Origin of the sequence: Sphingobium indicum BiD32 (genome assembly GCF_000382885.1) — a bacterium.
In the GTDB taxonomy this organism is placed as follows: Bacteria; Pseudomonadota; Alphaproteobacteria; order Sphingomonadales; family Sphingomonadaceae; genus Sphingobium; species Sphingobium japonicum_C.
In genome coordinates this window covers 1-3,706 of record NZ_CAVK010000082.1, presented here as the reverse complement: position 1 = coordinate 3,706, position 3,706 = coordinate 1, and the positions used below count along the sequence as shown (strand labels likewise).

The 3,706-nt window shown below is 64.2% G+C and carries 5 protein-coding genes; 3 read left to right on the top strand and 2 right to left on the bottom strand.

What is annotated here, in order from left to right:
- Positions 1 to 58 precede the first annotated feature (58 nt).
- Positions 59 to 1,183, bottom strand: coding sequence for a dihydropteroate synthase (gene folP, locus EBBID32_RS08925; protein ID WP_006954404.1), 1,125 nt, complete (start codon positions 1,181 to 1,183; stop codon positions 59 to 61).
- Between the two features lie 125 nt (positions 1,184 to 1,308).
- The gene (locus EBBID32_RS08920; protein ID WP_037489932.1) at positions 1,309 to 2,439 is read right to left on the bottom strand and encodes a site-specific DNA-methyltransferase; all 1,131 of its coding nucleotides are present in this window, start codon (positions 2,437 to 2,439) and stop codon (positions 1,309 to 1,311) included.
- A 283-nt stretch (positions 2,440 to 2,722) separates the two neighbouring features.
- Here EBBID32_RS08920 and EBBID32_RS08915 point away from each other — a divergent pair, with 283 nt between their 5' ends.
- The 3 genes from EBBID32_RS08915 to EBBID32_RS08905 are packed head-to-tail and all read left to right on the top strand — an operon-like array spanning position 2,723 to position 3,671.
- On the top strand, positions 2,723 to 3,055 hold the full coding sequence (locus EBBID32_RS08915; RefSeq protein ID WP_006954400.1) for an ArsR/SmtB family transcription factor: 333 nt from the start codon (positions 2,723 to 2,725) through the stop codon (positions 3,053 to 3,055).
- A gap of 56 nt (positions 3,056 to 3,111) precedes the next feature.
- Complete coding sequence (locus EBBID32_RS08910) at positions 3,112 to 3,441, top strand: hypothetical protein (protein WP_006954398.1); 330 nt, start codon at positions 3,112 to 3,114, stop codon at positions 3,439 to 3,441.
- Positions 3,438 to 3,671, top strand: a complete 234-nt coding sequence (locus EBBID32_RS08905; RefSeq protein ID WP_006954396.1) for a hypothetical protein — start codon at positions 3,438 to 3,440, stop codon at positions 3,669 to 3,671. The genes EBBID32_RS08910 and EBBID32_RS08905 overlap by 4 nt, the downstream gene beginning before the upstream one ends.
- Positions 3,672 to 3,706 lie beyond the last annotated feature (35 nt).

The window sequence follows — 3,706 nt, the reverse complement described above, 5'->3', positions numbered from 1 at the left end:
CGCGCTGACACCTCCCCTGCAAGGGGAGGATGACACAGGGTCTCAGCTTTATCGCCCCTCAAACCGCGCTCAGCCCCGCATCGGCCAGCCCGCGCCACAGATGCAGCGCCTGCACGCTTTCGCGCACATCATGCACCCGCACCATCTGCGCGCCCTGCTCCGCCGCGCGGAAGGCGAGCGCGATCGATCCGCCCAGCCGGTCTGATGCCGGCGCTTCGTTCGACAGCGCGCCGATCAGCCGCTTGCGACTGCCGGCAAACAGCACAGGCACGCCCAGCCCCTGAAAGGTCGCAAGCCTGTTCACTAGCGCCAGATTATCGGCCAGCCCCTTGCCAAAACCCAGCCCCGGATCGACCATGATCTTCTCGCGCGCGATGCCCGCTGCAACACAGGCGGCGACCCGCGCCTCCAGATGGTCGAACACATCGGCGACCACATCGCCATAACCAGCGGGATTGTCGTGCGGATCGTCCCCCGCCGACGGCGCGTGCATCAGGATGACCGGGCATCCCGCCGCAACGACCACTTCCATCGCGCGCGGATCATGTTGCAACGCGCTCACATCATTGACGATTTTCGCGCCCGCGCCCAGCGCCGCCTCCATCACCGCCGCCTTGCGCGTGTCGATCGACACCGGCACGCCCGCCGCCGCCAGCCGCTCGATCACCGGGACGACACGGGCGATCTCGTCGCCCTCCCATAATTTCTCCGCACGCGGCCGGGTGGACTCGCCCCCCACATCGACCAGCGCCGCGCCTGCCGCCGCCATGGCAAAGCCTGCATCGGCGGCCGCCTGCGGATCGCCGACATGCTTGCCGCCATCGGAAAAACTGTCGGGCGTAATGTTCAGGATCGCCATCACCTGCGGCCCGTCGAAGCGGATTGTCCGCTCGCCAAGGATTAGCGGCGCACGCTGCACCGAAATATTGGCGGCCAACGTCCGCGCCCGCTGCGCCAGCGGTTCGGGCAGGCCCGCCACCACCGCATCAAATTCCGCCACGGGGATGGTCACCCGCGCCACCCGGTCGCGCCCGCGAAGCACGGTCAGTTCATAGCCCTGAAACCACAACAACCCATTCCCCATCCGCGCAGCCGCGCCATCGGGAAGGCCAAAGGGTGAAGGCACGAACCAGACCGGGTGCAGGTACAGCCGGGCATCGGCGGGGATAGGCGGTAGGGTCATGAAGCAGTCTTTACCTTGTCTCGTCATGCTGAACTTGTTTCAGCATCCATTGGCTCTACGCTCATCCTGCCCCACAACCCTAGAGCCAATGGATCCCGACTTTCGTCAGGATGACGGCGCGAGAATCAAGGCTCGTTCGCCAGCAAATAGGTCTGGCGCAGCGTGTCGATCGGCTGCAACTTGCCGTCAACCTCGACATGCCAGAAGGTCCAGCCATTGCAGCTTGGCGCGCCCTGCAAGGTCGCACCCATTTTGTGGATCGACCCGGTGTCACTCCCGACGCTCAGCGATCCGTCCGCCCGCACCTCCGCGCTCCAGCGGCGCTTGACGTCGCTCAGCTTGGTGCCGGGCGCGATATAGCCAGTCTCGACCAGCGTGCCGAACGCCACCTTGGGCTGTTGCCGCGCGGTCTGCATGATGGTGAGCGAGGATTCATCGAGCGGCAGCGCCGCCTCGATCCGCTCCAGCGCCACCTCGATATAGGCGTCCTCACGCTCGATGCCGATCCACTTGCGCCCCAGCCGCTTGGCCACAGCGCCCGTGGTGCCGGTGCCGAAAAAGGGATCAAGTACCACATCGCCCGGCTTGGTGCAGGACAGCATCACCCGATAGAGCAGGGATTCCGGCTTCTGGGTCGGATGCGCCTTGGTTCCGTTGCGCTTCAGCCGTTCCTGCCCGCCGCAGATCGGCAGCACCCAGTCGGACCGCATCTGCAATTCATCGTTCAGCGTTTTCATCGCCTTGTAATTGAACGTATATTTCGCGTCCTCGCCCTGGCTGGCCCAGATCAGCGTTTCATGCGCATTGGTAAAGCGCGTGCCCTTGAAATTGGGCATCGGGTTGGCCTTGCGCCAGATGATGTCGTTGAGGATCCAGAAGCCCTCATCCTGCAACGCCGTGCCGACGCGGAAGATATTGTGATAGCTGCCGATTACCCAGATCGTGCCGTTGGGCTTCAGGATGCGACGCGCCTGCGCCAGCCACGCCTTGGTAAAACGGTCATAGGCACCCAGCGTGTCGAACTTGTCCCAATCATTATCGACCGCATCGACGCGCCCGCCTTCGGGCCGGAACAGGTCGCCACCCAGTTGCAGGTTATAGGGCGGATCGGCAAAGATCATGTCGATGCAGCCGTCAGGCAGCTTGGCCATCTCGGCGATGCAGTCGCCGCGCAGCAGGCGATCCGCCTCGATTGTCACTGGTGCGAGAGCAACCGCCTTCTTCCGCCGCGGCGCGACCCGTTCCATGACACCCATATACAACCCCCGTTCGTTCTGAGGCCCAGCGATGAGTCCTTGGCAGACTCCCGTCAAGATCAGCAGCTTAGCGTTAACCTTTCTTAAAATGGTTAACATGGGGCGGAACGAAGGGGGTAGCCACTATATGTTGAGTCGCGACGGCAGCATGAGACTCAATATCGGCCAGTGTGACTCAAAAGACTCAGCCCATCGCCCGCCAGACTTTTTTTGGTTAACGGGTCAATGACGGGCAAAAGCAACCGCTGGCTTGACCATATCATAACCATATGGTTATGCCGCCATGATGACGAACAGCCCCAACAGCCCTGCCACCATCGACGCCCAGTTCAAGGCGCTGTCGGACGGCACCCGCCGCGCCCTGCTCGAATATCTGGTCCGCGAGGGCGAACAGAGCGTCCACGCCCTGACCGCCATTTCGGGCGTATCGCAACCCATGGTCTCGCGCCACATGGCCAAGCTCAAGCGTGCCGCGCTTGTGACCGCCCGCCGCGCCGGTCGCGAAACCTGGTACAGCGCCCGTGCCAAGGGGCTGGCCCCGGTGGTGCAGTGGATGGCGGTCTATGGCGCGCTCTGGTCGCAACGCTTCACCGCGCTGGAGGGGATCGGCGAATAGATACGACATCGTCATGACCGGGCGGAACGCAGGCCGGTCAGGCGCGTTTGCCCGCTATGGAACATCGCCCCCTGATCGAACGCCTCGCCCGCCACCTCGCCGCCACCCCTGACGACTGGCCCGCCCATGTCGGGGATGCCGCCAGCATCCTTGCTATCCTGAAGCAGCCCGACAGCGCCATGCTCGCCGCCGGGGATGCCGGTGCGTGGGAAGCGATGATCGACGCCGCGCTGCGCGAACGCTGGTCCGTCACCCCGCCTGCCGCCGACGATCAGCCTCCCGCCGGAGCCGATGAGGAGGGCGAAATCCGCCTGTTCCCCGACGCCGTCGGCGACAATCGCGCCGACTGGGTCCATCTGCAACATCCACAGGAGACATCGCCATGAAGGGGCTGCTCAAACTCGCCATCGTCACCGGCCTTGGCGCATTCGCGGTCAAGGGTTGGCGCGACTGGATGGGCACCGCGCAGCCCCTTGACGATCGCGGGCCGGTCGGTTCGTCCGGCATCATACGCGACGCCGGCCCGCAAGAGGGTGTCGCCGCCAAGGATTGGGACATGGTCGATGAACAATCCGACGAATCCTTCCCCGCCAGCGACCCGCCGGGCAATTATTGACAGGATGTAGCAAAATTCCTCCCCTTTAAGGGGAG